This window comes from Paenibacillus sp. AK121 (assembly GCF_019042715.1).
GTDB lineage: Bacteria > Bacillota > Bacilli > Paenibacillales > Paenibacillaceae > Paenibacillus > Paenibacillus polymyxa_C.
In genome coordinates, this window is the sequence record NZ_JAHPJM010000006.1 from 125374 (window position 1) to 147581 (window position 22208).

At 48.3% G+C, this 22208-nt stretch carries 22 protein-coding genes; 6 read left to right on the forward strand and 16 right to left on the reverse strand.

The window, feature by feature from the left end:
* Positions 1-57 precede the first annotated feature (57 nt).
* From KSP24_RS13005 to KSP24_RS13015, 3 genes are all read left to right on the forward strand, one after another.
* On the forward strand, positions 58-234 hold the full coding sequence (locus tag KSP24_RS13005; protein WP_090738398.1) for a YjfB family protein: 177 nt from the start codon (positions 58-60) through the stop codon (positions 232-234).
* 188 nt (positions 235-422) lie between these two features.
* A complete protein-coding gene (locus KSP24_RS13010) occupies positions 423-1778 on the forward strand; it encodes a dipeptidase (protein ID WP_216975292.1) in 1356 nt (451 codons plus the stop codon).
* A 220-nt stretch (positions 1779-1998) separates the two neighbouring features.
* Positions 1999-2886, forward strand: a complete 888-nt coding sequence (locus tag KSP24_RS13015) for a putative RNA methyltransferase (protein ID WP_040103000.1) — start codon at positions 1999-2001, stop codon at positions 2884-2886.
* 70 nt (positions 2887-2956) lie between these two features.
* On the opposite strand, the gene KSP24_RS13020 is transcribed toward KSP24_RS13015, so the two are convergent.
* The 4 genes from KSP24_RS13020 to KSP24_RS13035 form a co-directional block, all read right to left on the reverse strand.
* On the reverse strand, positions 2957-3391 hold the full coding sequence (locus KSP24_RS13020) for a hypothetical protein (RefSeq protein ID WP_216975293.1): 435 nt from the start codon (positions 3389-3391) through the stop codon (positions 2957-2959).
* Between the two features lie 80 nt (positions 3392-3471).
* Positions 3472-3963 carry a hypothetical protein gene (locus KSP24_RS13025; RefSeq protein WP_013372771.1) on the reverse strand — a complete coding sequence of 164 codons (492 nt, stop codon included), beginning with the start codon at positions 3961-3963 and terminating at the stop codon, positions 3472-3474.
* 165 nt (positions 3964-4128) lie between these two features.
* Positions 4129-4611 carry a hypothetical protein gene (locus tag KSP24_RS13030; protein ID WP_025678785.1) on the reverse strand — a complete coding sequence of 161 codons (483 nt, stop codon included), beginning with the start codon at positions 4609-4611 and terminating at the stop codon, positions 4129-4131.
* 419 nt (positions 4612-5030) lie between these two features.
* Entirely contained in the window at positions 5031-5258 is a 228-nt protein-coding gene (locus KSP24_RS13035) for a helix-turn-helix domain-containing protein (protein WP_013372773.1), read from the reverse strand.
* 307 nt (positions 5259-5565) lie between these two features.
* Between KSP24_RS13035 and efeO the strand changes: the two genes are divergently transcribed.
* The 3 genes from efeO to KSP24_RS13050 are packed head-to-tail and all read left to right on the forward strand — an operon-like array spanning position 5566 to position 9667.
* Complete coding sequence (gene efeO / locus KSP24_RS13040) at positions 5566-6444, forward strand: iron uptake system protein EfeO (RefSeq protein WP_025678786.1); 879 nt, start codon at positions 5566-5568, stop codon at positions 6442-6444.
* A gap of 4 nt (positions 6445-6448) precedes the next feature.
* A complete protein-coding gene (efeB, locus tag KSP24_RS13045) occupies positions 6449-7813 on the forward strand; it encodes an iron uptake transporter deferrochelatase/peroxidase subunit (RefSeq protein ID WP_216975294.1) in 1365 nt (454 codons plus the stop codon).
* A 24-nt stretch (positions 7814-7837) separates the two neighbouring features.
* Entirely contained in the window at positions 7838-9667 is a 1830-nt protein-coding gene (locus KSP24_RS13050; RefSeq protein ID WP_216975310.1) for an FTR1 family iron permease, read from the forward strand.
* Between the two features lie 87 nt (positions 9668-9754).
* On the opposite strand, the gene KSP24_RS13055 is transcribed toward KSP24_RS13050, so the two are convergent.
* The 12 genes from KSP24_RS13055 to KSP24_RS13110 form a co-directional block, all read right to left on the reverse strand.
* Positions 9755-11032: a type III PLP-dependent enzyme gene (locus KSP24_RS13055; RefSeq protein ID WP_216975312.1), complete on the reverse strand. Its 1278-nt coding sequence runs from the start codon at positions 11030-11032 to the stop codon at positions 9755-9757.
* Positions 11033-11115: 83 nt separating this feature from the next.
* Positions 11116-12204 carry a Gfo/Idh/MocA family protein gene (locus KSP24_RS13060; RefSeq protein WP_216975314.1) on the reverse strand — a complete coding sequence of 363 codons (1089 nt, stop codon included), beginning with the start codon at positions 12202-12204 and terminating at the stop codon, positions 11116-11118.
* Positions 12201-13352 (reverse strand): UDP-glucuronosyltransferase, encoded by a 1152-nt coding sequence (locus KSP24_RS13065; RefSeq protein WP_216975316.1) that lies wholly within the window; start codon positions 13350-13352, stop codon positions 12201-12203. Before KSP24_RS13065 ends, KSP24_RS13060 begins: the two co-directional genes overlap by 4 nt.
* Before the next feature lie 17 nt (positions 13353-13369).
* On the reverse strand, positions 13370-14902 hold the full coding sequence (locus KSP24_RS13070; protein ID WP_058830474.1) for an ATP-grasp domain-containing protein: 1533 nt from the start codon (positions 14900-14902) through the stop codon (positions 13370-13372).
* 52 nt (positions 14903-14954) lie between these two features.
* Positions 14955-15767, reverse strand: coding sequence for an ABC transporter permease (locus KSP24_RS13075; protein ID WP_058830473.1), 813 nt, complete (start codon positions 15765-15767; stop codon positions 14955-14957).
* A 1-nt stretch (position 15768) separates the two neighbouring features.
* Positions 15769-16575, reverse strand: coding sequence for an ABC transporter permease (locus tag KSP24_RS13080; protein ID WP_216975318.1), 807 nt, complete (start codon positions 16573-16575; stop codon positions 15769-15771).
* Complete coding sequence (locus KSP24_RS13085) at positions 16565-17557, reverse strand: ABC transporter ATP-binding protein (RefSeq protein WP_064963402.1); 993 nt, start codon at positions 17555-17557, stop codon at positions 16565-16567. Before KSP24_RS13085 ends, KSP24_RS13080 begins: the two co-directional genes overlap by 11 nt.
* Before the next feature lie 70 nt (positions 17558-17627).
* Complete coding sequence (locus tag KSP24_RS13090; protein ID WP_216975319.1) at positions 17628-18704, reverse strand: BtrH N-terminal domain-containing protein; 1077 nt, start codon at positions 18702-18704, stop codon at positions 17628-17630.
* On the reverse strand, positions 18697-18942 hold the full coding sequence (locus KSP24_RS13095; protein WP_016818498.1) for an acyl carrier protein: 246 nt from the start codon (positions 18940-18942) through the stop codon (positions 18697-18699). The genes KSP24_RS13090 and KSP24_RS13095 overlap by 8 nt, the downstream gene beginning before the upstream one ends.
* A 17-nt stretch (positions 18943-18959) precedes the next feature.
* Entirely contained in the window at positions 18960-20336 is a 1377-nt protein-coding gene (locus tag KSP24_RS13100) for a preATP grasp domain-containing protein (RefSeq protein ID WP_040102988.1), read from the reverse strand.
* 67 nt (positions 20337-20403) lie between these two features.
* A complete protein-coding gene (locus tag KSP24_RS13105; protein ID WP_013372787.1) occupies positions 20404-21597 on the reverse strand; it encodes a radical SAM/SPASM domain-containing protein in 1194 nt (397 codons plus the stop codon).
* A 46-nt stretch (positions 21598-21643) separates the two neighbouring features.
* The gene (locus KSP24_RS13110) at positions 21644-21922 is read right to left on the reverse strand and encodes an acyl carrier protein (RefSeq protein WP_216975321.1); all 279 of its coding nucleotides are present in this window, start codon (positions 21920-21922) and stop codon (positions 21644-21646) included.
* Between the last annotated feature and the right edge of the window lie 286 nt (positions 21923-22208).

A 22208-nucleotide genomic window follows, 5' to 3' on the forward strand; every position in this document is an offset into this window, starting at 1 on the left:
CCATTCCTACCGATAAATACAGAGAAAGCGAATTATCAAAATGAAGGAGGATGGAACATGGATATCGCAGCATTATCCACAGGTATGAGTCAGGCCAGCTTGGCTCAAGCCGTAAGTGTGAAGGTATTGGGTATGGCTAAGGATCAGGGTAGTGAACAAGGACAGGCTTTGGTACAGATGATGGAAAAAAGCGTACAACCACATCTTGGGGGTCAACTGGACATCCGGGCATAAGTACATCCTATTCATGATGAAAGGCGATTCTACTCAGGTCTGTACAGACCCGGGCAGAATCGTTTTTTTATCTCCCTATTTTTCGTTCAGCATAAAACGTAGTAAACTAGACATATCGTCCACGACCTCGGTTCGGAGGATAGCGCAATATAAACACAATTTACATTTAAAAGGAGGATACATAGTTTATGAGTTATACTGAATATTTTGAAAAAGCCAGAGAACAACAACTGGGCGAACTACAGGAATGGCTATCCATTCCGAGTATCTCCGCATTATCGGAGCACAAAAAAGACATTAACCAAGCAGCCGAATGGCTAGCAGCCAAACTGACTGCTGCAGGCTTGGAAAACGTTGAAATTATTCCGACCAAAGGCCACCCGCTGGTGTACGCCGACCATTTGCATGCACCTGGCAAGCCAACCATCCTCGTGTATGGACACTATGATGTACAACCTGTAGACCCGCTTCACCTGTGGGAAACGCCACCGTTTGAGCCATCCATTCGCGATGGAAAATTGTATGCGCGCGGAGCGACAGACGATAAGGGGCAAGTTTTCTTGCACATTAAGGCAGTTGAGGCCATTTTGAAGCAGGAAGGCAAATTGCCGCTGAACATCAAATTCTGCATTGAAGGCGAGGAGGAAGTGTCCAGTCCGAACCTGCTTGAGTTTTTGCACACTGGCGCTGAACGCCTGGCAGCCGATGCTGTACTGGTGTCTGACACCTCTCTGATCGAAAAAGGGAAGCCTGCGATTTGCACAGGTTTGCGTGGACTATGCTCACTGGAAGTCGCCATTCACACGGCGAACACGGATCTGCATTCCGGCTCCTTCGGTGGCGGTGTGCCGAATGCCCTGCATGCTCTGGTGTCCCTGCTGGCAACCCTGCATGACGATAAAGGCCGCGTTAGCGTCGAAGGATTCTACGACGATGTTGCTCCATTATCGGCAGACATGAAAGAAGAATTCGTGAAGCAAGGCTTCAATGAGAGCAAACTGCAACAAGATCTTGCACTTGATTCCCTCTATGGCGAAGAAGGATTCAGCTTCGTCGAGCGTGTTGGGGCTCGTCCTACACTGGAGCTGAACGGCGTATATGGCGGCTTCCAGGGTGAAGGTACAAAAACCGTCATTCCGAAGGAAGCTCATGCTAAGATCACCTGTCGCCTGGTAGCTAACCAGAATCCACAAGATATTCTGGACAAAATCGAGCGCCATTTACGCGCCCACGTTCAGACAGGAGCTACCCTGGATATTCAACAAGGTGAGAAAGCGAACGCCTTTAACATCGACCCGTCACATGCGTTTTTACAAGCAGCAGCGGATGCCTTTGAGAAGGTATACGGTGTACGTGCCCTATTTACCAAGGATGGAGGCTCCATTCCGATCGTGGAAACCTTCTCCCGTGTACTGAGTGCTCCAGTTGTATTGATGGGCTTCGGCTTGCCGGATGAAAACCTGCATGCACCAAACGAGCATTTTAATTTGGAGAATTTCGATAAGGGTATGCTGACGATTGTGGAGTTTTTGAAATCTGTGTAAGCATATGACAACTTCTAATAGCTAAGTTACAATAGAGAGGGCGAAAGCCCTTTCTATTTTTTTAGAGGAGCGCTGCACAATATGATTATTCAGTTCATTCGTTTACGGTAATGTGAGGTACAGTTCATGAAAACTCAACCATTTTTTTCGAGGATGGGTTGGGTTTATTTGGCTGTGCCTTTTTTCATTCACCCAATACGAATGAACGAGGTGCTTTTCTATGTCCAAATGGAATAAACACGAGATGAAGGCCAGCCTGATCGGGAAGCATCAACATCTTTTTAGTTGTCCTGTATGCTCTCAACCCATGTGTATGGTGGAAGGCAAAAGCCTCCTATGTACGAATCAGCATTGCTATGATCTTTCAAAACACGGGTATTTACATTTATCCGCCCGATCCCATAAAACCAAGTATGATAAACAACTATTTAACTCCAGAAGAATGATGTGCAATAACGGATTTTTCGATCCTTTAAATGAAGCCATAAGCTGCACGATGATGAAGTTGATGAAGCCACTGTTCGATCAAAAATCACATCTGTACTTGCTGGATGCAGGTTGCGGGGAAGGCTCCCATTCAACCCACATTCAGGACAAGCTTATCGGGAAGGGAATCACCGAGCTTACAAGCGTAGGTATGGATTTGTCTAAAGAAGGTATTGTGGCCGCAGCCAAAGCATATCCTCATACTCTTTGGTGTGTTGCCGATCTGGCTCATTGCCCATTTGCAAATCAACAATTTGACAGTATACTCAATATTCTGTCCCCTTCTAATTATGCTGAATTTAAAAGGATTCTTTCGGAGGATGGCTGCATCCTAAAGGTCATTCCCGAACAATATTACCTTCAGGAATTGAGATGCTTGTATGAACAGAAAAAGCCAGCTTATTCAAATGACAATATAGTAAGCCGATTTAAAGATCAATTTAATCTTCTATCCGCCGAACGAGTAACCTATCGCTTTATGCTAAATGCCGACCTCGTGGAGCCTTTGCTCCATATGACTCCCTTATCGTGGAGAGCTACGGAAGCAGACTGGCAGCGAATGCAGGCAATAGATTTACCGTATGTCACAGCAGATTTGCTCATCTTATGCGGTAAAAAATAACATACTAAAAAGCATTCACGGCATGTGATTATACATGCTTCGTGAATGCTTTTTTCGTTAATGCCGTCGCTTAAGAAAAACGAGTGTAGCGCAACAGGTGAACCAGCCGATTCAGCCGTTCTATCTCCCGATCCAACTCATGCAGCGGCTGTCCGGCCAAAGCAGCGTTCGCTCTCTGATCACGTAGCGGGTTTATTTTTCGACCCATGAGTTTTAGCACCGTGGCCTTTCCCATGTTATTGACCACCACATATTGCGTTAGCGGATCAAGCTCAAGCCACAATACATGATGCTCTTGAAAAAATGACAGTAATTGCCTTTTTAACTTCTCCAGCTCAAGAGGCTCACCTACAATATGTGGATGATGATGAAAAGCCACATAGCCCATCACACGCAGGTCACTTATGATTTGTTCCAAATGAAGCGTTTCGTTTATGTACACATGGTTCGTGCTCACGCGATTTCTTGCACCATTCGTATGATGTTCCCGGATGACGTTCACCACCTGACTATCATTTATTTTAAGGTTTATCTTTCCCCTTGTTCACTATAGCGCAATCGGCTTTGCACAAAAAAACAACCGGCTTATACGCCAGTTGTTTCCCGTTCCACAAAATACTTATTGGTCATATAATGAGCCTTGCCTCTGGAAGTATCAACCATTCCCTTTTTGTTGTCGAGAAAAACAATCTCCCGGCATTTGGTACAGTACCACTTGGTCCGCTTAAAGGGGGATTCTGTTACATACGATGTACCACATTTGCAATCTACTTTAATTAAGGTTTCTGTTGATTTGTAAGCTTGAGACAGCTCTCTTAAGCCAGTATCCGGCTGTTGAATCGGGATAATGACCTCCTGATAGCTTGAATACTGATTGTGCACTTTAAAGTCAGCCACCAGTTCCGCATGCAGTCCAAAGTACTCTTTGCCAATCTCGGTTACAAATTTCTTGCCGATTCTGTAACACTCAAGCCATTCCTGTATCTGTTGATTAGACAAAGGCACCGTGCCCTTGATACCACTATTTAATGTGTAAGTCATGATGTATAAAGTATCATCTTGTCTATGTCCGTACATGAGAAGCCTCCTTATAATACACTTGATAATGTACTACAAAGCGTACAAAACATCAATTTTATTATTTGGCAAAAGATATAGTAGAATTTCCAGGTATGGATTTAATATATCGTGAAATGCACCAAAGACACGTGCGAGTCTGTTAGAAAAGCAACTGACAATCCGTCAGTTGCTTTGTCTTTCTACATAGTATTTGTTGGTCATGTACCAGGCCTTGCCTGTATTCGTATCCACCATGCCCTTTTTACGATCCAGGAACACAATATTGTTGCATTCCTTGCATGACCACTTGGTTCTCTTATGAGGTGATTCTTCTATATAGGAAGCACCACATTTACATTCTACCTGAATTAATGTTTTATACTGACTATACGCTTCTACCAGTGGGTCCAGATCTACAGCTTTGTGTTCCATTACAGGCTGTATCATGGATATGTGCTCTCTCTGCTCCGAGTATTCATTATGTACCTTGAAATCTGCTACCAACTCAGGGTTTAAACCAAAATATTGTTTGCCCACAACCGTTACAAATTTGCTGCCAATTCGATATGCTTTAATCCATTCCTGCACCTGTTTACTGGTCAGGTCGACAGTCCCCTTTATACCGCTGTTCAGCGTATAAGTCATCAAGTGTTGGTTGGGTGTCATGTGTCTTATTGTTCACCTCCGATCAAGAATATACCACAGGTAGGCTCTAGGCAAAAACCTGATTCATCTTCCATCCTGTCGCCATGCTGAGTACTGCTTTTGTAGGGATTTATATTCTTAGACTATCACTAGATGCATTTCTATCTAAACATAACTTTGTGGTACAGCTTTCCACCTCAATTATTCATATAATTTATTGGCAAACACATGGTATTTTCTTCCTTATCTATATAGTACACCACTTACACACAAATTCCCATATATTTCAGCGGTTTAATCGCTTTTTTCGTTATATATTCACCTTTGCTAGTTTAGATATATTGTGTCAGCTAACTTATCACAAAACAAAAGCCTTCCCGACCATCCTTCATTGTTGAAGGATCATTGAGAAGACTTTGTACCCCGCAAGGAACGAGAGGTCAGATTTTTAATTCGCCAAGCCTGATTAATTCTACGACCGCCTGTGAACGACCTTTTACGTTCAGTTTCTGCATTACGTTGGAAATATGGTTACGCACCGTCTTCTCACTAATAAATAGTTGTCCGGCGATGTCACGCGTCGTTTTGTCCTGCACGAGCAGTTCAAATACTTCACGTTCACGGTGAGTTAACAAAAACTTGTTTTTCTGGTCGTTACCCTTCGTCAATTTCACCCCTCCTTGCTCGGGTTTTGTGTGGTGTAACAAGGTTAAGGGATACAGTCAACACATTTTATGTCATGTGCTCAGGTATGGTTCAATGTGCGGATAAAAATGGGCATAGGCACCTTACTTGCAGCTTTAATGACGAGTTGGACTTTGTGTCTAAAATATGTATTGACAGGCATATAGGGCAGCCTTATGATAAGAAAAAATGCGACTGATAATCATTATCAAAAAATGATAATTCGATATAGAGATCGCGCTATAGACTATGGTTCAGGGCCAGTTTGGCCAGAAAGGGTGTTCATTAATTATGAAACTACGTTATGCCGTGCCGGCCGGAGTGCTGGTCTCTTCTATTCTGTTTGCAGGTTGCGGACAAGCCGGAACTGCGGATCAGCAGCCCGTCGCAACACCCAAAGATACAGGAGCAACAACACAGACCACGACTCCTGCGGCGACTGCTCCCAATTTTGATCAAGCGGTTGCGGCTTATCGTACCTATGCAACTGAGCAGTGCGATACGTTTGTGAAAAAGACAGAAGAATTCACGAACGCAGTCAAAGCTGGCGAGCTGGACAAAGCCAAGGCTTTGTATGCTCCAGCACGTATGTACTATGAACGAATTGAACCGATTGCGGAAGCACTAGGCGATCTGGATCCGAATATTGACGCTCGTGACGGTGATGTGGAGGCAGCGGATTGGCGCGGTTTTCACCGTATTGAGAAAACATTATGGGAAGAAAACACCACCAAAGGGTTGAACGAGTTTTCCGACCGCCTGCTGAGTGATGCCAAGCTGCTGCGTGCCAAAGTAGAAACAGTTAACATTGATGCCAGCTTAATGGTAACAGGTGCAGTCGAGTTGCTGAATGAAGTATCTACCTCAAAGGTAACGGGTGAAGAGGAACGTTATTCTCATACAGACTTGTACGACTTTGCGGCCAATGTAGAAGGTGCTCAAAAGATTTATGACATTTTGAAAACAGATCTGAACCAAAAAGACGCGGCGTTGGAAAAACAAATTGGTGAGCGCTTTACAGCCTTACAGCAGGAGCTGGCTCCTTTCAAAGACGGCGAAGGCTATGTATCGTATACCAAACTGAAACCGGAAGAAATTAAAAAACTGAGCCAGAACCTCGATGCTTTGGCAGAACCGTTGTCCCAAATGGGGAAATTGTTAGGAGTGTAATGATATGAAAGGCTTTAAGCGGCAAAAAGGACAAGAAAAGCCGCAGTATGCGGAATCCCGTAATGAAGAGTCTGATCTGACAGAAAAGGATGCTCAGTCCGCAGATGATGAGCGATCAGGAAAAAGTAAATCCGTATCCCGTCGTGATCTATTGAAGCTGGCCGGGGTAGGTGGATTAGGTCTACTGCTTGGCGGCGGTAGCGTGGGCGCTGTGCTGTCAGCCAGTCAACGCCTCGAAAGCATGATGACGGAGGCAGATACCAAGGATGTGGTTCCTTTTTACGGCAAACATCAGGCGGGTATTGTAACTCCAGCACAGGATTTTATCTGTTTCGCTGCTTTCGATCTAACGACCCGCGACAAGGAACAGGTGCGAAATCTCTTCAAGGCCTGGACGGAAGCAAGCGCTACAATGACTTCTGGTGTGCTGCTTGGCACTGATAATGAAAATCTCAACCTCCCTCCTTCCGATACGGGCGAGGCAGCAGGATTGTCTCCGTCCCGGACGACGATCACCTTTGGTGTGGGTCCATCCTTTTTTGATGGACGGTACGGCCTGGCAAGTCTCAAGCCTGCCGGGTTCCGTGAGCTGCCTCGTTTTCAAGGAGACGCCTTGGATGAACAATGGTGCGGCGGTGATATCGGAGTGCAGGTATGTGCCAATGACTTGCAGGTAGCTTTCCATGCCCTGCGTAATTTGGCGCGTATCGCCAGAGGAACGGCGGTACTTCGTTGGACACAGGAAGGCTTCCAGCGGACGGCACAAGCTGATCCTGCGGGAAGCACCCCGCGCAATTTGCTTGGCTTCAAGGACGGCACGGGAAACCCGGACACGTCCAAGGCAGACGAAATGAACCGGTTGGTGTGGACACAGACCAATGACGGACCGGCATGGATGGGCAACGGTAGCTATATGGCTGTACGCCGTATTCGTATGCGGGTAGAGGTATGGGATCGTTCAACATTAGGTGACCAGGAGGATACCTTTGGACGCCATCGCAGCAGCGGTGCCCCACTGGGCAAAAGCAAAGAGTTTGACAAGCTGGATCTGGCGGCTACAAGTCCGGAAGGCAAGCCGCTTACGCCCCCTACCTCTCATGTGGCATTGGCTCATGGGAACGGGAGTATTAATATTTTGCGGAGGTCTTATTCCTATTCAAGCGGATTAGACAAGCAAACAGGACAGCTCGATGCCGGACTGCTGTTCATCAGCTACCAGCGTGATCTGTTCAAGCAGTTCGTCCACATTCAGGAGAAGCTTGCACGCAATGACAAGCTGAACGAATATATTGTTCACAAAGGCAGTGCGGTGTTCGCCTGCTTCCCAGGTGTATCGCAAGGCGGATATATCGGGGATACGTTATTTTAGCAGCAGGCAAGGAAGGGGATTTATATGAATCGGCGCAATAAAAGCTTGGGGTGGATGTTTGTACTGGTAGCAGCTCTGCTGCTGACAGTAACTCCCTTCATATCCGGCTCCGGGTCGGCCGCTTTCGCACAATCAAATGCTAAAGCTGTCTCTAATGATCAGCTAATGCCTGTGGTCGGCGGAGCACTGGTGGAGGCGGGACAAGACCAATGGACGGAAGCCTCCAAGGACCTAAAGGAATTCCGTAGTTTGTGGGAAGCCGCCAAAGCAAATGGCGGAGATTCAGCCCATATCGCGGCCGTAGATCAAGCTCTGACCGATGCGGAAAAGGCTCTTTCCCATGGCGGCGGGGATTCAGCGAAAGCTGCGTTATCTGTACTGGCGCGCTCGGTCAATGAGTTCGTGACTGCTGCCGAAGGAGATAAACCGGCTCCAGCCGGAGCCAAAGCAGCAGAAAAGCTGCTTCCTATGGCGAAGGGCAGTCTGACTGCCATGCAAAAAGGCGATTGGGCTGCTGCGCGGGTGGATTACGACCGAATCGTTAAAGCCTGGTATCAGGTGGAGACACCGATTCGTCTGGATCATTTTTCAGTATACAGTTCGCTTGAAACGAAAATCAGCCTCATTCGCATCTCTATGCAAGCAGAGCCCATACGTCAAGCACAGGCTCTCAAGGAAATGCAGGAGTTAACGACACTGCTGTCTGATTATAGTCAGGGCAAACTTAAGAACACAGATCAAGGAGCAGATGCAGGCAAAGCCGCTGCCGGAGCGGCGAATGGTTCAACAGCTTCCCTGGGCGATGCAGTCACCCTGCTTGAATCCGCACGCCAAGATGTTGTAGCTAATCAGCCAGAGCAGGCCGCAGACAAGGTAGGGCAGTTTATCGCTCTATGGCCTTCCGTCGAAGGACATGTACAAATTTCCGATCCGGCGTCTTACACTGCAATTGAAAATCAAATGACCGAGACATCCGGATATCTGCTGTCTTCTCCACCGAATACGGATAAAGCCTTGCAGACTCTTGATCAGATGCTGGACAGGCTCCGTCCGTTGACCGAGGAACGTTCTTATACTGCATGGGATGCCGCACTGATTTTGCTGCGCGAGGGCCTGGAGGCCATTCTCGTGCTCGCAGCTCTGCTGGCGTATGCCAAAAAAAGCGGCGAAGCCGTGGCTGGACGCTGGATATGGGCAGGAGCTGGTACAGGACTGGTGCTAAGCGGAATACTGGCGGTGCTGTTCACCTCGCTGGTGGCAGCTGCTGCATCGGGCAGCATGCGTGAGCTGCTGGAAGGTGTCACCGGGCTGGTAGCTGTTGTGCTGATGCTAACTGTCGGTAACTGGCTGCATAGCAAATCCAATGCTGCTGCGTGGAACCGCTTTGTGGAAAACAGCGTAGGCAATGCGCTGGCACGGGGTAGCCTATGGTCGCTCTTTGCGGTTTCTGCGCTCGCGATTCTACGTGAAGGGGCCGAGACAGCTATCTTTTATATCGGTATGGCTCCAGCCATCGAAACCTCGCAATTGCTGATCGGCATTGGCTCGGCAACGGTTATACTGGTCGTTCTTGCATTTGCAATCATCAAGTTCAGTGTACGGTTACCAATTCGCGCCTTTTTCCTGACCGCCACTGTACTGATTTACTATCTCGTATTTCGTTTTCTGGGTGAAAGTATTCATTCGCTTCAGGTGGCTGGCAAGCTTCCGGGACACACCGCGTCCTCGCTTCCATCCATTAGCTGGTTGGGAATGTATCCAACCTGGGAAACATTTACCCCACAAGCCCTTGTGCTGATCTTTATGGTATGGCAGCTTGTTCGTCAGGAGATACGCAGTTCCAAATCACGTTAAATCGATACTACAATACTGAAAATGAAAAAACGCCAAATCACAGATCCATTTGATACCGGATTCCATGATTTTGGCGTTTTTACATACTTACATTACATCCTCAGGCAACGCAATCATGCGCTGATGATGCAGAAGGTCCGTGCGATCACCGTGTTCACGAATGATATGCACTTTCCCGCGATAATCGAGCAGTTCCGCCGGAGTAGCATGTCCCAAAAAATATAATGGGCTGTAGCTCAATCCATAGGCTCCTGCATTCGGAAAAGCAATATAATCGCCCTCTTGAATCGGGGGCAGCTCCGCTTTTTTCACTATACAATCCTCGGGTGTACACAGCGGACCAACAATGCTTACCGTCTCCAGCTCCGTAGAAACCTCTGCTGATTGTCTGCGCATAATTTGCACAGGGTAATTGTCCCTTAAACGGCGTCCCCGAAAGGTAGCTGCGACGTAGTGGTTCATGCCGCCATCAGCTACGACAAACTTCTCTCCCTTGGATTCCTTGGTATACAACGCCCGGCAGACATACATGCCTGATTGAGCGACCAGATACCTACCGCTTTCGATGATCAGCCTAACCCCCGGCATGCGGGATCGGGTCTGTTCCGCGAGTGCATTAAGTCCATCAATGACGTGATCCATATCGAGCGGCTGCTCATGGGCAAAATAAGGTACACCAAACCCGCCGCCCAAATTGACCGTATGCATCGCCACGCCATACTGAGCCTGTACCCGTTCTGCCAACTGCAAGGTATTCGCAAATGAAGCTAAAATCTGATCCGCTTTCAGCATTTGCGTACCTGTATATACTTGAATGCCTTGAAAATATACGTGCGGGCAATCTTCCAGCACCTTAAAAAAGTGATCCAGCTGCCCTTCATCGACTCCAAAAGGGCGCGGAGCACCGCCCATTTTAATGGTTGCGCCCGACAGGTCATTATCGGGATTGATTCGAACCGCAGCCCTGACAAACACGCCCGTTTGGGCGGCAATGTCCTCCAGTAGACGCAGCTCTCTCACCGATTCGACATGAATGCAGCCGATCCCACAGGTTATCGCCTCACGCAGCTCAGCTATTGTTTTCCCCGGTCCAGCGTACAGTACGTCCTCCGCAGCATACCCGGCCTCCATGGCGACGAACATTTCTCCAGCCGAAGCAATCTCGACACCGCAACCTAACGAGCGCAGCAACCCAGCCAAGGCCACGTTACCATTAGCCTTGAGCGCGTAATGTACACGCACGGCCGGGTGTAGCCGGGCCAGCAACGAGCTGACGTGAGCATGCAGCGCGTCTCCATCATAATAATAAAAGGGTGTCGGATGCTCGCCGAATCGCTCCAGTAAAACTTCGTCCTTTTGATCCATCTGCTGAATCCCCTCCTCTCTTTGCTTGGATATTCCGTATTTTGCATTATTCAAATCTCACCGATTGAAAACCACGACCATACTTATACTGCATAGATCGCCTCGCCTGAACGCGCTGCTTTATGAATAGCTGCCAGCAGTCTGACGCGTTCAGCAGCCTCATGAAATGGAATAGGCTCCGTTTCACCCCGGATGATGCTGCAGAAGGCATCCAACTGATTGACATAATAGTTCATAGGCTCAAAAACTGTTTTAGTAGGCAAGGATGACTGTGATAACGCAGACCGTGCTTCCACATCCGATATATTCACCGCGATATCCTTCTTTATTTTCGTCTTGAGTGTCATTTTATAGAAACCCAAATTCGCTCGAAAGCAATCCTTTAAGGTGACTACTGCCGAATCAAAGGTCAGTACATGAGCACAGCGATAAGGACGCTCAAATGAGAAGAGGGCAGATGCCTCTAGTCCGCTCGGGTAACGGGCTTGCGCATGAAATGTCCAGTCACAACCATGAGGGCCAGCGAAATCCGATTGACTGTGGAATTCCGCCTGCTCCAATCCAACAACGGCCTGAAGAAACTGGAGCCAGTACACACCCAAATCCCAAAAGCATCCCCCACCCTGCTCCGGACGGGATCGGTAATTGTCCGCATGCCCTTCTTTTGCCGGAATGCATAGACTCGTTTCTATGGAGCATAAGCGACCATAACGACCTGATTCTATGATTCTTCGCAGTTCACGCTGCCAAGGGTGATGCTGCACCATGACTCCCTCCAGCAGATAAGCGTTGCTCTGTTCGACGATAGCCGCCAAGGGAGCCAGATCAGCAGTATTCAGGCATAACGGTTTTTCCACCAGCACGTGCTTGTGAGCTTGTAAGGCTCTGCCGATCCACTCAGCATGTAAGTCGTTGCTGAGCGCAATATATACAGCGTCGATGTCCGGGTCTTTAAGCATATCCTCAGCATGACCATAAACGACATTGACTTCATAACGCTCTGCCATTTCTTGGGCCTTGGCAACCGTACGATTCGCAAGCGCGGTCACGCGTGCTCCTGCAACATGTCGGATCGGTTCCAGCAACGCACGAGGGGCAATGGCAGAACAACCAATGATCCCGAAGCGAATATCTTGCATCGCAGGTTCTTGCGCAGCCGCGGCAGCGTTCATGATCCCTGCTCCATTCCTGATGACACTTGAATGCTCTTCACATAGGATTTTATATAACGTGGCGTCCGACTGCGCAGCTCTACGATTCTCCGATGCATTTCCTCCAGGATCTGGGCACTGCCGCCATAGGTTTCTATCCATGTCTCGTAGCGCATGCCTAACCCCAGACGTTCCCATAGATCCGCATTATGCTTCTCATGCGCACCAAACGGCTCCAGCATAATCAGCGGAGTAGCTGTAGCGAACGAATCGGTCAGGCTGCCGCCACCGGGCTTGCTGACAATGGCCTGGGCATGACATGCTCGGTCCAGCATGCAATGGTAATCCGGTCCGACCTGATACACCGTTTCATCACCTATTTTCACCTCTCCGAAAGGTGGAAATGTATGCTCCCCGGCTTCATTTCGCTGCCATGTTCTCCACTGCGGGTCCATCCGAAAATAGCGTATACTGTCCCGCTCTTCATCTGGTTGATCCTGATCATACAACAACAGATCCAGTTCCCAGCCCGCTTCTTCTAACCGTCCAACCTTCTCACGGTAGGTGCCCATCCCCCAACCGCCGCCATGTACGAATAAACGGGCTTGCCGTGCTTCAAAAGGGATATGCTCCACTGCCGGGATGTCAATATAGTGGTTGACTCTATTTTTATCTTTTTCAAAAAGGGTCGTTTCTCCACAACCATCAGCAAAATGCGGGTTATGCTTGGCTAGATTTTTCCAGGAAGGAGAAGGTGTCGAATCCATATACACAATGTCCACATGCACCGACTCCGACTCTCTGCACTTGCGATACTCCTCCAGTACATACATCCAATGACCGGATAAGCATATAAAATACCGCCGATCCTCTTCTATCCATTGGTTCAGCAGTACTTCCATCGCTGCAGGGTCCAGTGAATTACGCATATCCTGCGGAACCTTCTGCGACATTAAGGCCACTGCAAAATTGTCATGGTAAGCTTTCCGGCTTTTGTCGACCTTGAGTCGGGCCGATTCCGGCAGTACATTTTCAAATACATGGATCGCCGTATCCATGCCCAGCCTGCGAAGACCCGCTTGCAGCAGCAAGCCAGGGGTATAAAAGCCCAATCCGAAACCGGAACACAAAATCGTTACCTTCATAAGCTTCTCCGTACTCTTACGCATGCTTATACGCCTCCCGTTTAATTCAGCACTGTAAAATGTCGCTCTGCCAAAAAACGCTCCAGCTTGGTTGTCAATCGCATTTTTTCTTCATCGCTCGCAGCCACCAATTCCAAATAAAGCCGGCCTTTGCCTCGCGCCCGTTCGCTTCCAGCAGCTTCTTTTGTACCACTCAAGTCAGGCTGACTCATACCGTTCTCTTCTGCTCCGCCAATGCTGGCCCCAATTCCACTCACGCGAACCTGCTTGCCAGATGGCCTGCCCCCACGCCCAGTTGCATGTCTGCTTGGCGCAGTGGCGTGGCCTGCAATCCTGTTCTCACCGTCTCGTCCACCCGTGTTTACATATAATGTATTGGCTCCCAGGGGCATGACACCTTCCTCACGTTCACCTGTAAACAGCAATCCCTCGCCTTCCAGCCCTTCCAGCAGTTCTTCATAGGATAGACTGCCGTCATGGGACAGCGAATAATTCGTCAGCGTGCCACGCATATTTTTCCTGGCCAGATAGGTATCGAGCTGATGCTTGATCAAACTCATCGACTTTCTGGCATTTATTTCGATAATGGGCTCCAGCTTTCCACCACGAAGTGTCATGGAGTCTATGCATACATCGCCGTAATATCCATCCCGGTACAATTGCTGTCCCACATCCTGCATCAAGCTAAAATAACCCTCGTGCTCCAGGCGCTCCATAAAAGCCCTGTCCGGCGATAGGGATTCCCGATAGGCGAATTGAGTATTAGCCAGCCATTGCACAGATATGATGTCGACACGTCCATCATCACTAACCGTAAATTGGCATGAAAAATCCTGCTCTTTCTCCAAAAAAGGCTCCAGCAGGAACAGTACTCGTTTGCCTTTGCGCTCCTGTCCACGCAAATACGATACGACCCGGTCCAGCATTTGTGTCGAAGTGATGTGCAGATTGCCTTTGCCCGATACGCCAAAATCATCCTTGATTAAAAAGCTTCCATCCCGCAGCAGTTTACGCCCTGCTTCAGCGACATCCGCAAACGAAGTCACAATATGACCAGGGTTGCGCAGACCAAGACTGCGTTTCAACTCAGAGGAATAAGTTTTGGCATTTACCTTGCGAATCGTTTCCAGCGGTGGCTGATGCAATGTAATTCCCCAAGCACGCGCGGCCTCCTCCACATGCGGCAACCCCGCAAACGGGCTAAGTACACAGCCTTCCAGTTGAGGAAAACCTTCTCCGGCATCACTCTTGCGGCTACTCAGCAGCTCAAAAACGGAAGCGGCCGACACATTGCCCGCCTGTTCCATTCCGTCGGTCAAATCCCGTTCGTTTACAGCCGGATGAAAGCCCAACTGCGCAATATACTGACGATGTACGGGCGAAATGGCAAAACGTGTCAACAAGGCGTCTCCCGGCTGACAAAAGCTAAACAGCAATTCATCCATAGCCGCTACAATGGCAGAAGAAGCCCGATCAGGCAGGGCGGGCAGGGAAGCTAGCTCGGTATCTCGCCAGTAAGCCTCCGCTTCGAACGTTCCCATATATAAATGACGCTGGTTCGGTATCGCATTCATATGATTCGCTTCCTTTCCTGCTTCATTATGAACCTACTACTACACGGTAGCGCTACTGGCTCGCGCTCGTATAATCACGTAGAGCAAACTGCCATATCAGGCGAATAATCGCCAGCAGCCAGAGAGGTGCGAGAAATGCCCATAGCATCAAGCCGGGTTCCATTTTGCCGAGAATGAACATGGGCGGAAAATTACAGATGACAAACACCGGAAGCACAAACAAGCCAATACGCTGAATCAGGCTACTGTACACGGCCATTGGCACATAGTTCGTCTCGAAAATGCTGTTGGATAGCTCTGTAACACCATTCGTGCGGATAATCCAGAAGGCCAGCAGTTGGGGGAGCAAAAATACGGAGTATGCCGTAAGCACTCCGCATCCGAGCAGCACAGCGAATCCTCCTACAGTTTCCACATCAAATGGCAGTCCAAGACGATACCAGCCAATGCCTGTCATGATTCCACCGCCCACGACATTTGGTACAGTATAGCCCAGCTCAAATTGACGCAGTGTCACCATAAATTGCAGCGATACCGGCTTAGTCATGAGCACGTCCAGTGAGCCAGTTCGGATTTTGTCAGGCAGGCTTGTAAAATTACTGTAAAATAATCCACTGTAAAATCCGCTCATCATCGTAAACACGCCAATATATAAGAGTATGGCGTCAGGAGACCAGCCGTTAATGTCCGTCCCTGCCCGGTATGGAACCGAGGCGTACAACAGTTTGATCAGCAAATAAGCCGTTTCAACTAGAAAGGCTGTTATAAAATTAATGCGATATTCCATCTGCGACATGACGGAAAACTGGACGAACTTCCAGTACAATCTGAGGTAACGTCCAACGTTTCGAAAAACATTTTTCATGTTAACCTCCCACCGAGACAAAGCGTTTGACTCCGGCTTGCCACACCCAGCGTGATACGGCCGCCAGCACTGCAATCCAGATCCATTGCACGCCAATGCCTTCGGCGGCTTCCAGTACAGTCAGTTTGCCCGTCAACGCATTCACCGGAAAAAATACGGTGTAGCTGAACGGCAGCAAACTGAACAGACGGGCCAAAGCATCTCCAAAAATCGTCAGCGGAAACACGGTACCGCTAGCTACATAAATGACCAGCGACAGCGTGTAAAATAGTCCTGCCGATTCCGTCACCCAAAAGGCTATGCCGCTGAGCGCGTAATAGACCACAAAATTAAGCACAAGCGCTCCCGGCAACGCCAATATGTAAAGCAGGATATGCGACAGCCCGAAGCTGATTTGTCCTTCCAGACTAAGACATAACAGCAAAATAGCAGCCGCCAGCAGCACAACTGCGGACTGTATGACTTTACCTCCAATAAACCGGCAAAAACGGTAAGCAAAATAATGCACAGGCTGTACCATGAATTTTGCCAGTCCGCCTTCCTTGATATCTGTAGCAATTTCGTATTCAAAGCCCGTGGCAATCAGTTTTCCAGTTACACCTGCCATAACTACATACACCAGCATTTCCGGCAGAGAGTAACCCAGCACACTTGCTTGTCCCGAAGAACCGAATACCGCAAGCCAGAGAAATATTTGTGTCATGATCGGCAACATAAATCCAGCCATTTGAAGCCAATAATTGGCCCGATACTCCATTTCGTTTTGCATGCCAAGCTGGAGTACCTTTACATATTTGTTATTTCGCATCGGCCAGCCTGCCCCCATCGTACAAATTGGCTATCCCCTCTTCCAGCGGGACGTCCTCAATCGTAAAATCAACGACAGGCAGTGCATCTAAAATCTTTTTGGACCAAGTTAACGTATCGTCTGCATCCAGCTCAAATACCGCCTCCAGCTCCGAGTTGGAGCGAAGCTTGCCGAGCCCCGCCAACGCCAGACTGGATACAGGTGTCTCCAATCGAACCTTGAGCAATTTACGAGCACCGATGACCTCGTTCACCTTGTGCAAGTCTCCGTCATACACCAATCTGCCTCCACTGATAATGATGGATCTGGTGCATAAATCCTCAATATCCTTCATGTAGTGGCTTGTCAGCAAAATGGTCGTCTGGTGTGTGCGGTTATAGGCTTTGAAAAACTCTCGAATTCGCCGCTGAGAAACAAGGTCCAGTCCGATGGTCGGCTCATCCAGTAAAATGACCCGTGGACGATGCAGCAGCGCGGCGATCAGTTCCATTTTCATACGCTCGCCGAGCGATAGCCGCCGAACCTGCACATGAAGCTGCTCCTCCACCCCAAGCAAAGTGACCAGTTCATCCAGCGCTTCTTTATAACGATTATCATCGATTTCGTAGATAAGCTTGTTCAGCTCGAACGACTCGCTTGCGGGCAAATCCCACCAAAGCTGGTTTTTCTGTCCCATCACGATCGAAAACTGACGTTTAAACTCTTTTTGTCGCTTCCAGGGAGTAAAGCCGAGTACCGATGCCTCCCCTTCCGTGGGATGGAGAATGCCGGACAGCATTTTGAGCGTTGTTGTTTTGCCCGCCCCGTTGGGACCAAGAAATCCGACAATTTCTCCTTCCTCAATGCTAAAGCTAACGTTTTGCACAGCCTTCTTGGTCAGCTGTTCACGCTTAAACAAATTTTGTAGTGATTTGCGCACGCCCGGCTCCTTTTTGTAGTACGTAAACGTTTTCGACAATTGGTTTAATGTAATGGACGGCAATGAATTCCCCTCCTCTTTCCTCTATGCGTGATACCTGGATGAACGCGCCTGATATTACCGAGTGCTTTGGCTACTCAGCTGCTTGCTCTGTCAAAATCATCAGTTCTTCCAGCATATGACGCTGTCTTTCAATCAAATGCAGAGCCCGTTCTGTAATCTCAGGCATCCGATGCTTGCGCAATTGAAGTCCTGTTTTGTAAATATGCAGATTAAGCTTGTGCCAATCCACGTACAAAGCCTGTGCCAATTCAATGATATGCTGTGCTTGCGGCCCCAGCGTAGCTTGATGCAGCAGGCAATAATCAGCTGTATAATCTGCCAAATGAAGAGCGCTGCCCAAGCGCAGATTGTAATAAATTTCATGGCAGAACGTCCGAAACTCCTGATCCTCCATGTCTTCTAACAGATGGAAGTCACCGACAAATGCCCGGTAACCCGCATCTCCCCGCTTGACATGCTGGTCTGTTGTAACTTTTTCACCCGTCACATACTGACGAATATGGTAAGCACACGCAGCATGCATCTCCCTTGGCGAAAGCGGGACAGGCTGCTCCACCAGCCATGCATACTCAATAATGCCCTGCATGAGGTCGTCGAGCCGGGCTGAGCCCACATAAGTCATCGCATGTCCCGAGGAATCGAGCAGGAAGCTATCATTCACCTGTGCCATCCGTTCTTGCAAGTCCAGTCCGTACAACTCAATCACATGACCCCTTGGGTAATTTTTCACATATACATCGTGATAGGTTAAAGCGGTGCTCGATGTGTGCAGCATCGTACCATAACCAGATGTGAGCACCCGCAACAGATCGGTTTCATTGCTGACTCCTTCGACCCACGGTTCTACTCGAATAACCGGTCCGCCACTGGCGGCCATTTCTTGAAGCTGCTCCGGATATTTCTCCGGTCCGAAGCGCTTCAAATCTCCACCATACTCCGCGCACATACTCCCACACAGCATGAACAGCTCGGCTTCGGCCATGTTCACCCCATACCTCTGCAATGAAGTACGCAGGGAAGAATATACACAATGCTTCCCTGGGAGAGCATTTGCGATTTCTTCTGCACTATGATCAACCATGGAATTATGACGTGCCCCCATATCGGACTGCAGCATAGGTCTTGTCTGTTCAGCGCCCTTATGCATATTTGCCCAGCAGACGCTCAATGCCTTGCAGTGTAGATAGATGCTCCAGCACCAAATCGTCGTCCTCCATCGTAATATCAAGCTCATTTTCCAATTCTACAATTAATTCAACAGCGGATAAGGAATTCAGGCCCAAGGTTCGCAGGTCCTGATCCGGAGTCAACTGTTCCAACTCGCCGGGAGCCAGCTTCAAAACCTTTTCCAGCAAAGGTACTACATGGTATACGTCTGTTTTCATTCTCAATTTCCTCCTATTTATGAGCATCCTAATCCAGCAATGATACCTTCCAATTTGTGTGCATAAGCATCCGCTTCCTGCCAACTGTCTGCCAAAATAAGTGTGAAAATCCGGTTCACATAGCCCCGCTTTACAGGAATGCCAGACAAGGTACCCGCCGTATAAACAAATACCCCTTCAGGCCGTTCGGGTGTATAGAGCAAGCCTTCCTCCGCCAGCAACCCGCACAAACGGCTGTAGGTGAGAGGTGTAGCGGTCACGTTGCGGTAATAACGGGACAAGGTCTTATGCCGTTCTCCCAAGACAGAGGACAGGAACGAGATGTAAGTAGACAGGGTAAATCTGCCATTAATCTCGATCACCGGAATCAGCAAACCATCTTCGTCAACAAAACCGTCAATGGAAGCCATTCCCGTATACCCGATGGAATAGAGATACGTTCCCAACTGATAAGCACATCGTCTCACTTCTTCCTCCAGCGTCTCGCCAATATCAGCGGGAACCTGGGAGCCGATATAGACTGTACCGTCTACGTTTTGCCTTTTTAGCGAAAACATCGTCACACCGCCGCCCTCGTCAATGCAGAGCTGGTAGTTCAGATCCATTTGCTTATTGTGCCAGCGCTCCACCAGCCAGCCGCCAGAAGACGATGACGAACCGCCAAAGCGTCTCATCACACTCAGCAGCGTGTCCAGCTTGGACAGCTCGTCCAGCATATACATACCTTGTCCCGAGGCCCCGTGTGGCTGCTTGATAATCAGCTTCACAGGCTCGTCCGATAAGCCAGCCAGTCTCTCACATTCTCTGCGAATTGCCGCTTCGTCTGCACATACAGCGCCCTCGCTGACAGCAAAACCAAGCTTTTGTGCGGTCAGACGGCTAAATATTTTATCATTCACCTGGGCGCATACCGCAGATGGAGCACCGATCAACTCCAGCCCACAACGCTCCGCAATCGCTTCCTCCTGCGGTGTGACCGCATAGGGTACGAGCCACGCTTTGGCTCCGCCGCTGCTATGGCCTGCATCCGCAACCGCACGTAGTCGTGCCAAAAGTGCGTCATCCGCCAGTACTAACTCTGAAATCGGCGTTAGCGGATCAGAAGGCTCTGGCACCTCAATACGCGGCAGGCTGAAACCTAACCGCTGAAGCATGTCCAGAAATGCCTCATCCGGCTGTTCACGGAGTACAATGACATCCTGACTTCGGCATAGCAGGAGATTCATTTCCTCCATCCGGTTTACGACCTGCTGTTCATCCCGGTCTACCATGCCCCCCTTCCGGGGGGATGGATGCCACACTTGCTCTGCGCCGATATTAAACAGCCAAATCAGGACCCCATGATCCCGTTCATGAGCAAGTGCTTCCACAAGGTTAATCGTTTTAGTCGTCACGTCTTGTCATCATCCCTCTCTCTTCCATCTAGTAGCAAACAATATTCCATAGGAGATTCATAGGAAACTAAATGTATTTCAGAGAGCCTGCCCCATGCAGATACAGCACACTGCATTTGGAGCACACCGGCGTCAATCCTTCATGATTAATCTTTTGACGGGTTTTTTCATACGCATCCGAATTCCATATTTCCTTCAGACTGTGCTCACGCAAACTTCCAATCGTGAACTCACTGAAAAATTTGCAAGGCATAACCTTTCCGTCTGGTAAAATATCTGTTCTGGAGGTGAGCGCCAAACAATGATTGGAACAACGGCTGACCATTTCCTCGCCATGTATAAATTTATCAATTTCCTCATAATCCAAGCCGGGCTGATAACGCACGCGAATGTTCCATACCCGCTCATTGATCCGCTGTAATTCCTGCATCAGAGGGTCGATGTTAGCCGGGTTGATTTTATATTTAAAAGCATGCCAGCTACTAATATTTTTTTCTTCAAGTTGTCGGAGCCAGGAGAAATTACGTGTAAAATATTCATCCATTTTAAAGGAGGTTTCTTTGGAAATGTACCAGGGGAACGTTAGCAGCACCAGATCCAGCCTCTTATCCTCCAGCATTTGCAGAAATTCGTACATCCGTCCGATCATGTTATCGTTAATGACCGCATGGACAGTTACCCGTCCCTTGTACAATCCCTGATCGCGAAGTTCAATCAGCTTATCCATCTGCCGCATTGTTTTTTGAAAGGTGCCTTTACCGCGTATTAAATCGTGTTCTTTTTCAAAACCCTCAATCGCTATTAACAACTCCAGATTTTCGGACAAATCCAAAATACGATCCAAATATTTATCAATGAGTAGTCCATTTGTACAAAAGGTCATTTCACGCCGATCTTCCGCCAGCACGTCCAAAATTTCATCAAAGCGCCGGTGAAACATCGGTTCACCACCCCACATGTACAGTCTGGACTTCACTTCCTTCGTTTCGCTCAAAATCTGCCGAAGCATATCCGGGGCAAGATCCATATTCTGTTCTTCTTTATCCATTTGGTGATGATAGCCTTCCTCGTTCCATTCAAAGCAATGCGTACATCTTAAGTTGCAACGGTTAGTCAGCTTAATACCAATCGTCTGGGGCATGTCCGTTTTGAAAGCCGGATCCTGTGTTGCGTTACGATAAGACACGGAAGCGTTTTTCAGGTTACGCTTGATGAGCTTGAAAGCCTTCTCATCAATCAGCACATTGCTTTTGGGCTGCATGCTAACACCTCGTTTAATGGATTTTCAGGCAAAGTCTACCCTGCGTTCAGACTGTCTCCATACCTTCCGGGTGCGACACTTGCTCCGCATCGCTAACTCCTTGAATGTAACTGCAAAACGCATCTACTGAACGGAGATGTTCCAACTCAAAGGAATCAAAATCAATCTCCACATCAAATGCATCCTCCACTTGCAGCATGAAATGAACCAACTGCAATGAATCCAGTCCCGCATCATGAATAATGTCCGAATGTCCATTCAGCTTAGCGACCAATTCAGGATCTTCCTTGACCGCGCTGATCATTTCAATCACTTGGCTTTGCATAGCAAACTCCTCCTTGTGAATGAGATCCTACTCTTCCGTCCAACGATGCCCTTTGAAAAGCTCCTAGTAAAATTCCTTGATTGGAACTATATTCAATTATACTCCTCCATTGAAGAGACAAGTCAATAGGTTGTTTTGTAAGTAAAAGTCGCAAAATGTAAATTAATGTATGATAACTTCTACAAATTTTTCTGCATTTATTATTCATTTATAGAAGCTACACTTGAAAGTGATCAGCCTCTCCCCTCTTGTATGAAGTGCGTAATTATTTTACAATATACACGAA

Coding starts and splice junctions, on each gene's coding strand:
- KSP24_RS13005 (WP_090738398.1), top strand. CDS start 58: ATGGATATCGCAGCATTATCCACAGGTATGAGTCAGGCCAGCTTGGCT.
- KSP24_RS13010 (WP_216975292.1), top strand. CDS start 423: ATGAGTTATACTGAATATTTTGAAAAAGCCAGAGAACAACAACTGGGC.
- KSP24_RS13015 (WP_040103000.1), top strand. CDS start 1,999: ATGTCCAAATGGAATAAACACGAGATGAAGGCCAGCCTGATCGGGAAG.
- KSP24_RS13025 (WP_013372771.1), bottom strand. CDS start 3,963: ATGTACGGACATAGACAAGATGATACTTTATACATCATGACTTACACA.
- KSP24_RS13030 (WP_025678785.1), bottom strand. CDS start 4,611: ATGACACCCAACCAACACTTGATGACTTATACGCTGAACAGCGGTATA.
- efeO (WP_025678786.1), top strand. CDS start 5,566: ATGAAACTACGTTATGCCGTGCCGGCCGGAGTGCTGGTCTCTTCTATT.
- efeB (WP_216975294.1), top strand. CDS start 6,449: ATGAAAGGCTTTAAGCGGCAAAAAGGACAAGAAAAGCCGCAGTATGCG.
- KSP24_RS13050 (WP_216975310.1), top strand. CDS start 7,838: ATGAATCGGCGCAATAAAAGCTTGGGGTGGATGTTTGTACTGGTAGCA.
- KSP24_RS13055 (WP_216975312.1), bottom strand. CDS start 11,032: ATGGATCAAAAGGACGAAGTTTTACTGGAGCGATTCGGCGAGCATCCG.
- KSP24_RS13060 (WP_216975314.1), bottom strand. CDS start 12,204: ATGAACGCTGCCGCGGCTGCGCAAGAACCTGCGATGCAAGATATTCGC.
- KSP24_RS13065 (WP_216975316.1), bottom strand. CDS start 13,352: ATGCGTAAGAGTACGGAGAAGCTTATGAAGGTAACGATTTTGTGTTCC.
- KSP24_RS13070 (WP_058830474.1), bottom strand. CDS start 14,902: ATGAATGCGATACCGAACCAGCGTCATTTATATATGGGAACGTTCGAA.
- KSP24_RS13075 (WP_058830473.1), bottom strand. CDS start 15,767: ATGAAAAATGTTTTTCGAAACGTTGGACGTTACCTCAGATTGTACTGG.
- KSP24_RS13080 (WP_216975318.1), bottom strand. CDS start 16,575: ATGCGAAATAACAAATATGTAAAGGTACTCCAGCTTGGCATGCAAAAC.
- KSP24_RS13090 (WP_216975319.1), bottom strand. CDS start 18,704: ATGCATAAGGGCGCTGAACAGACAAGACCTATGCTGCAGTCCGATATG.
- KSP24_RS13095 (WP_016818498.1), bottom strand. CDS start 18,942: ATGAAAACAGACGTATACCATGTAGTACCTTTGCTGGAAAAGGTTTTG.
- KSP24_RS13105 (WP_013372787.1), bottom strand. CDS start 21,597: ATGCAGCCCAAAAGCAATGTGCTGATTGATGAGAAGGCTTTCAAGCTC.
- KSP24_RS13110 (WP_216975321.1), bottom strand. CDS start 21,922: ATGCAAAGCCAAGTGATTGAAATGATCAGCGCGGTCAAGGAAGATCCT.